4 protein-coding genes and 1 pseudogene are annotated in these 7,477 nt (G+C 55.2%); 1 reads left to right on the top strand and 4 read right to left on the bottom strand.

Annotated features, from left to right (window positions below; genetic code table 11):
- Positions 1-807, top strand: a pseudogene (locus QZ377_RS12250) (penicillin-binding protein 1C); the annotation flags it as partial.
- A 291-nt stretch (positions 808-1,098) separates the two neighbouring features.
- Here the strand turns inward: QZ377_RS12250 and brnQ are convergent.
- From brnQ to QZ377_RS12230, 4 genes are all read right to left on the bottom strand, one after another.
- A complete protein-coding gene (brnQ, locus tag QZ377_RS12245; protein ID WP_291441483.1) occupies positions 1,099-2,406 on the bottom strand; it encodes a branched-chain amino acid transport system II carrier protein in 1,308 nt (435 codons plus the stop codon).
- 226 nt (positions 2,407-2,632) lie between these two features.
- Complete coding sequence (locus QZ377_RS12240) at positions 2,633-4,078, bottom strand: sodium:solute symporter family protein (RefSeq protein ID WP_291441481.1); 1,446 nt, start codon at positions 4,076-4,078, stop codon at positions 2,633-2,635.
- Between the two features lie 360 nt (positions 4,079-4,438).
- Positions 4,439-5,014 (bottom strand): TetR/AcrR family transcriptional regulator, encoded by a 576-nt coding sequence (locus QZ377_RS12235; protein WP_291441480.1) that lies wholly within the window; start codon positions 5,012-5,014, stop codon positions 4,439-4,441.
- 121 nt (positions 5,015-5,135) lie between these two features.
- Positions 5,136-7,477, bottom strand: a 2,342-nt coding sequence (locus QZ377_RS12230; RefSeq protein WP_291441478.1) for an ATP-binding protein, incomplete at its 5' end; no start/stop codon positions are given.

Genomic DNA, 7,477 nt, shown 5'->3' with positions numbered 1-7,477 from the left:
ACAGTGCTGCCCTTGCGGCTTAAAACAGGCACGTCGAACGGCTTTCGAGATGCGTGGGCCGCAGGTATTGTTGGGCCGTATGTGCTTGTGGTTTGGCTAGGCAACTTTGACAACAAACCCAATCCGCTGTTTGTGGGCGGTATCAGCGCCGTACCACTGTTTACACAGATAGCGCGGGACCTTGCAATGGCCGAACCGTTGCGGGATTATCAGGCGGAACCTGCGCACGGGCTTAACCTGGAGCGTGTGGAAGTTTGCGCGGCAACCGGAGACCTGGACATATCCCTGTGTGAAGATACAGCAAAAACATGGTTTATACCGGGAGTATCGCCGCTGGCATCCTCCGGCGTATTCCGTCCCATACTCATAGACAGGCAAACGGGCCTACGGGCCTGCATGCCGCAGGCAGACCGCACAGAGGTGCGTATATGGGAATTCTGGCCCACGGATATGGCGCAGATGTTTGCGAGGGCCGGAATGCCCAAGCCCGAACCGCCGCCTTTTGCCCCTGAATGCGGGCGTGAAAACATGGTTACGGGAGAAACTCCCCGTATAGTCCTGCCCAAGGATGGCCTGATCTACAAACTGAGCCTGAGTAGTCCGGGACATGAGAACATGGTTTTTATGGCTCACGCCGATGCCGGTGTGAGAACACTGCACTGGTTTGTCAATGGCCGCTACCTGGGCAAGGGTGTGCCGGGTGAGCCCTTTTTATGGAGAGCCGTACCCGGTGATATTGAGATTCGCGTTGTGGATGAGTCCGGCCGGGCCGGGAAAAAGCGCGTGCGTGTAAACGCTGTCCATTAGCGGCTGTGGCGAGATCTTTTATTGCAGGACAGCTTCCAGAAGCTTTTTTAACACGCTTTTTCCACAGAATGCCCAAGACCCGCTCCAGTAGCAGTGCTCTTTTGTGCACGGCTGTCTGGGGCGGGTCTTTTGATGTCGGTCAGGCAGTGCTTGCCCTGCCTGCGCCGTACTGAAGTTTTTTGTCCACAGGGCCGCTCCTGTAGGGAATGAAAACCTGTGCGGCCAGATATGTTCGGGAGAATCTGCGGGCGCGGACCGGCAACCTCTGCCCACGCCTCACGGTGAAATCTTTTAATGGGTGGAAGGTTTTTGGGGGTGGCGGATAAAGTAGCCCATGATGCCAAAAACGCAGGCCGGCACTATCCAGCTCAGTCCTGAAGAATCAAAGGGGAGATGCCGCGTGACATCCAGGGGCAAACCCCATTCTTCCAGCACGGTCAACCCGCTGGCAAGCAGCGCTCCCACCGTGGCAAAACGGAATATGTTGTCATTGTCTATGTGGCGGTCAAAAAGGGAAAGCACAATGACCACAAGTGTTCCCGGATATAAAAAGGTCAGAATGGGCGCGGCAAAAGCAATGATATTGTCGAGGCCGAAGTTGGAAACAACCATGCTGAAAAGTCCGGTTCCCACCACAATACTTTTATAGCTGAGCCGCCCCTTGCTGAAGCGTGAGATGAAAGTCCCGGTGGTCCCGATGAGGGCCACAGAGGTAGCCATGCAGGCGACTGTTACAATAATCGCCAGCAGGATGGTGCTTGCGCTGCCGAAAAGCCTGCCCACCAGGTGGGTGGCCAGAGCGCCTTTTTGTGTTTCAACGGGGTCGTCGGAGGATTCAGATGCCCCAAGGTAGCAAAGCCCGCAATAGATGACGAAGAGCAGAGCGCCAGCCACGAGGCTTGCTATGCCCACAGACAGCACCTTTTGCCTGCCGCTTTCGTATCCTTTCGCCTTCAGGGCGTTCACAATAATCAGGCCAAAAACCAGAGCCGCCATAACATCCAGCGTCTGATAGCCTGAAAGTATGCTGTGCCACGCCACGTTGTCATCACGAACAACGTCGCTTATCGGCCCGATGGGCATAATAAAGGCCGCTGCCACGATAAGCAGAAAGCCCCCGATTTTTATGGGCGAAAGATAGCGGGCAATAATATCCACCATATTGGACTCCCGGAAGGCCAGCAGGGTGGATATGCCAAAGAAAACAACGGAATAGAGTATCTTTGCCGCGCTGACGCCTTTGGAAGAATAGCCAAGCGGCGCAAAGGAGATGGCGAATGCCGTGGCTCCCGTGCGGGGAATGGCAAGCAGGGGGCCGATGCAGAGAATTATGGCGCACATCATAAGCATGGCCGCTGTATGCCCGAGCCTGTGCATGATGCCTTCTTCATTGTCAATGCATGAAGATGTCAGCATGGCATAAATGGCAAGCAAGGCCAAACCGACATCTGCCATATAATAACATATAAATCCCAAAAACCATTCCGGACCTGCGGTAAGGCCGATGTAAGGTGGAAAGACGACGTTTCCAGCGCCAAACAGCATGGAAAATAACGCTGCACCGACAATAAAAGAATCGCGTACCAAGGAAGATTTCATTAAAAACGCTCGCAGGGTCGTGCTTTATTAAAAAATATCGCCGCCATGCAATAAAAATAGCATAAATGAAGCCGGACTGGCCGTAGACAGTTTCGGTGGCGGCCCGCCAGAGATAGCAGAAGTCGGGAGATCACGCCAGCCTTGATGCGCAGATAACGTACATTGCAATAAAACAGGCCGGGTTTCCCCGGCCTGTTTTTTGAGCGTTGACTGAACGGTGCGCTGGTTACGCATTGGGTGCCGGCCAGAACGTGGAGGCCTTGCGTCCTTCCCGGTCCAGCGCCCAGCCAAGAAACCAGCCCATAAGCGAAAAGGCTATGCCTACAAAGAAAGGGGGGATGAGGGCTGCCTGCATTCCCAGCACAGGCGTGGGGGATACGGCTTTATTGGCCAACAGATACCACAGCAGGCATGAAGTAAAGCCAAGGCCACAGCTCAGCCATGCGGCGATGGGGCTGCGTTTGCCGAAACGAACAAGGGCCACATAGCTTGTAAGAACCGTAGCGCCAACGATGCTCCAGCTGGTAGTGCACAGCAGGGCTATAAGCTGTCCCTTGATCTGGGCGCTGCCACCGGAGATCAGCACGCAGAATACAATGCCGACGAACCATGAAAATCGTGTGGCGGGGCGGCCGGGCAAGTCTTCGGCAATGGCAGATACGGCGATGTGAAAAAGCGCGGTTGCCGTGGACAGGGAAGCCGAAACAATAGCCAGCACGAAAATCTGAAGCCCCACATCGGGCATAAGCATTTTGACAAGCTGGGGTACCACATCATCTGCCGAAGCAGCATCTGGCAGGATAAGGCGTGACAATGCGGCTACAAAATACGTTCCGCCTACAAGAACGGTAAGCACCAGCATGGCCAGAGGGGTGATGCGGTTGATCTGGCGGGGCGAGTTAAGTGCAAAGTGCCGTTGCATCATCTGCGGCTGCGCCCATACCGCCACGGAGGTAATCATAACCAGCGATATGATGAACCAGCCCTGTTCACCGGAAGAAAAGGCAAGGAATCCTGCATTTGCCCTAGGGGTCGGCGGCAGTTGCGCCAGTTGTGCCATACCCTCAATGGGGCCGCCAACCTTGCTGAGCACGGCTCCTATAAGCAGCACAATCCCCACCAGCATGACAATGCCCTGCATGGCTTCAGTGTAGAGAACGCCGCGCAGTCCACCTATAAAGACCACCACGCCCACTACCACGGCTGCTATCCAGATCAGCGCCCAGACAGGCACTGGCAATATCTGGGCCAGCATAAGGGCTGCGCCCTTGATGACTGCAGAAGCATATACGCCAAGGAATATGGCAAAAATCAGGGCAAGCGCCTTGCCCAGCAGGGGGCTTTTGTGCCCTTTGGCGATAAGCTGTGTCGGCGTGCGGGCCTGAAGGTTGCGCTGGCAAACCCTGGTAGGCCACGCCAGATAGCGGTACACGAACCACGTGCCGAGCCATACGTTGCCTGCGGCCACCAGGAGCATCTGCATGCCGTACATATACGAAAGTCCGCCGAAGCCCACCAGGGCCACGGCGGAAATATATGTCGCCACGTAGGCAAGCGCCTGAATGACAAAACCTACGCGCCCTGTTGCCATGGCATCGTGCCCGCGCCCTTTTCGCGCCAGCCAGATGAAGACGGCTATGTAGCCAAGCCATATGAGAGCATCGCCAAACATGGCTTATCCCCTTTGAACCTGGCGTACCAGGGTAACAAGCGCCAGTACAAAAGAACCGGTGAGTAATGCCATGGCAATACGCACGGCGGCGTCCGTCAACAGTAGGGTCGAAACAAGATCCATTGGCCCTCCGGCAATAAAAGGCGCAGACAAAAAAAGCCGCCGACCCCTATGGTCGGCGGCTGTGGTACCTTGTAAGCAAATTTGCCAAATATCCGCGTATCCTGGGGTCAGTTGCTGACTCCGGTAAAATAATATCGAAAATAGCGGATGGCGGTTATTAGCTTCATGTGTTTTGCTTATCTGTTCTTTACGGTGCTGTCAACAGCGCATGGCCGTAGGGGTTGCGCAAAAAATGCCTCAGGCCTTTATGGACCGGGCTACAAAATCCAATACATCTTTGTACAGTGTGGGCGCGGCATACGGAGTGAGAACCCGGGTGCGGTTGGCGCCTACCATAAGTGAAATAATCACCTGGGCTGTTGACTTGCTGTCCACCGTAACCAGGCTGCCGTCTTCAATGCCGCGCGAGATGACTTTTTCCAGTTCCTGATGCACCTGTGAAAACATGGAATCCATGGTGTCACGGTCTGTTTTGGTCTTCATGTCGCTATACGGCGAACATCGTACAAGGACCAACCAGTTGGAATCTTTGTCAATGGAAAAATCAAGATATGCCTTGCAAAAACGCATAACGCCATCAAAGCCCGAATCAGCATCGGCAGTGGCCTGACGCAGCTTTTTCAGGAAATGCTCCAGCACGTCCAGACCGGATGCCAGAAAGAGCTTTTCCTTGTTGCCGTAATGGTGGGTCAGCAGGCCTAGAGCGACCCCTGCCCTGTCGGAAATCTTTTTGAAAGTGGTTTCTACATAGCCACACTCACCAAACAGATCCTTGGCCGCCTGGAGCAACGCTTCTTTTTTGCTTTTATTCATTACGATCTTCGCGACAGGTTGGATAGTCCTTTGATTACTTGCTTATAGTTAACTGTATTATCTGCAAAAACATGTAAAGTCAATACTGCAGTGCCTTGTGGTCCGGCATGTGTATGAAAAATCAGCTACGTTTGCTTCTCCTGAACGCGTTTTGTGCGTAATCGCCCAGTTGTTCAAGCCTTTTGTCTACGAGATCATACAGGCTGCCGCGTGAAAAGCCGCCATTTTTCAATCTGCGGCCTGCGGCAAGGCCGGTAAGCAACAGCAGGGCCTCTTCAATACGGCGTACTGCGTAAATGCTGAACTGTTTATTTTCCACTGCCCGGAGAACATCGGGTGAAAGCATGAGGTGGTCTGCGTTATCGTAGGGAATGATAACCCCTTGGGTGCCGGTAAGCCCGTGCCTGGCGCAAACTTTATAAAAGCCTTCCACCTTGCGCGTGACTCCGCCCACAGCCATGATCTGCCCCGCATGGCTGACGGCGCCCGTAAAAGCCAGATCGAGCCGCACCGGAACATCGGCCAGCGCAGAGAGCAGGGCCACCAGTTCCGCGCCCGAAGCGGAATCGCCCTCAATTCCCGCATAGCTCTGTTCAAAATACAGTGAACCGGAGAGAACAAGGGGTTTTTTGCGGGCAAAAAGGTCGGTGAGGTAGCTTTTTATGATCATCATGGCCTTGGTGTGAATGGGGCCACCAAGCTCCGCTTCACGTTCAAGGTCGATAATGCCCTCGTGTCCTACGCCCACAGTACATGAAATGCAGTGAGGCAGGCCGAACTCAAAGTTTCCATGCCAGGTTACTGAAAGGCCGTTGACCTGGCCCACGGCTGCGCCGGACGTGCGCACCTTGATCAGCTCACGGTCGTATTCTTCCATGAATACTTCTTCCACAAGATTGGCCCGATAGATACGCGCGGCATGGGTTTCTTCCATGATGGGTGCGCTGACAGCCGCGGCCCCCTTTAAGCGCGCCAGAGCAGAGGCCTCTATCATCAATTCGCGTAACAGGGGGAATTTGAGTGAAAGGCGGCGCTGATCTTCACAAAGGTGTGACCCCAGGTCCACGAGCCATGCCAGGGCCGTACGATCAAAGGGGGGGAGTTCGCAACCTCGTATGATGTGCGCGATATGACCGAGATAATGGCGGATATTTGCGGCATTACGCTCTGTTTCATCCGCCATGTGCGCCTTGATGCGAAAAAGCTTTGGGAAGCGGTCGTCATTGACGAGCAGTCCTTCATACAGCTCTTCTCCGCCCACGAGTACAACCTTGAGGTCAAGGGGCAGCGGATCAGGGCTGAGCCCTTTGGTCCGGATGGCGGTGTCCGGCGCTTCACCGGTATCTTCAATGCGGGCCTGATCAGAGCGCAGAGCACGCAAAAGCCCTTCCCAGGCTGTGGGGTGTTGCAAAAGGTCTTCGACGTGCAGCACCAGAAAGCCGCCGTTGGCCTTGTGCAGGCTTCCCGCGCGGATCAGGGTGAAGTCCGTGACAAGCGCGCCCATTTCTGATTCACGTTCAATGCAACCCAGAAGGTTCACGGCCGTGGGGTGGTCATCAACCACAATGGGGGCGCCTTCCTGTTTGCTGTTGTCCACCAGAACGTTTACGGCATAGCGGTAAAGGACCATATCCGCACCGGGGCCGCCGTGCGAATCACCGGCAAGGGAGGGCGGCACGCCGTCCCTGTGCAGAAAAGCCTCGGTGTTTTTCAGCATGTCTTCGCGCATGGCCGTAAAGTAGGCGGCCAGACTGTCGCCAGGGCATGCTTTGAGCAGGCGCTGCTCAAACGGCGTAAACAGGGTATCGAGCACGTGTCCCATGGCTTCGCGCTCAAGGCCGCGTTCGTCATCCTGAAAGCTTTCTTCCGCCTTGTTCAACTGGCGCATAAGACCGGCCATGGATTGCACCAGATTGTCGCCGCGGCTTTTCAGCTTGAGGCGGATGGTGCTGTCCAGGTTGTCGAACTCTTCTTCGTTGAGCCTTTTACCTTCGACAAGGGGGTAGAGCGTAAGCCCGCCGTTTTCATCCATGTCCAGGTTGAAGCCCTTGTCCACAGCGACCGAGTTCATCTTGCGCAGCAGGCCCATGCGGGCTGTCTGGAACTTGTCCACGAGCTTGGCCCGGCGCTTCAGATATGTGCTGGCCTCAAACTTGCGGGGCAGTTCCTTGACGACGGCATCCACCATCTCCACCATATGTTGCCTGAATTTTTTTCCCAGGCCCGCAGGCAGGGAAAAAAGCAGGGGGTGGTCCGGGTCCTGAAAGTTATGCACATAGACAAGGTCCGGCGGAGTGGGAGCCTTACGGGCCTGCGGGCGCAGGTAATCAAGAAGCATGCGGGTGCGGCCCAGATCCGCCTCTCCGGAAAGGTAGACATGGTAGCCTCGGGCCTTGATTTGCAGGGCAAGGTCCAGCGCCTGCATGGCACGGGGCTGGAAGGGGTTTTTGCGCCCGTTGCGCA

Source organism: Desulfovibrio sp., assembly GCF_019424165.1.
Classification (GTDB): Bacteria; Desulfobacterota; Desulfovibrionia; order Desulfovibrionales; family Desulfovibrionaceae; genus Desulfovibrio.
The sequence above is the reverse complement of the archived record's forward strand: the minus strand, read 5'-3'. Positions and strand labels throughout refer to the sequence as shown.

Coding starts and splice junctions, on each gene's coding strand:
- brnQ (WP_291441483.1), bottom strand. CDS start 2,406: ATGAAATCTTCCTTGGTACGCGATTCTTTTATTGTCGGTGCAGCGTTA.
- QZ377_RS12235 (WP_291441480.1), bottom strand. CDS start 5,014: ATGAATAAAAGCAAAAAAGAAGCGTTGCTCCAGGCGGCCAAGGATCTG.
- QZ377_RS12240 (WP_291441481.1), bottom strand. CDS start 4,078: ATGTTTGGCGATGCTCTCATATGGCTTGGCTACATAGCCGTCTTCATC.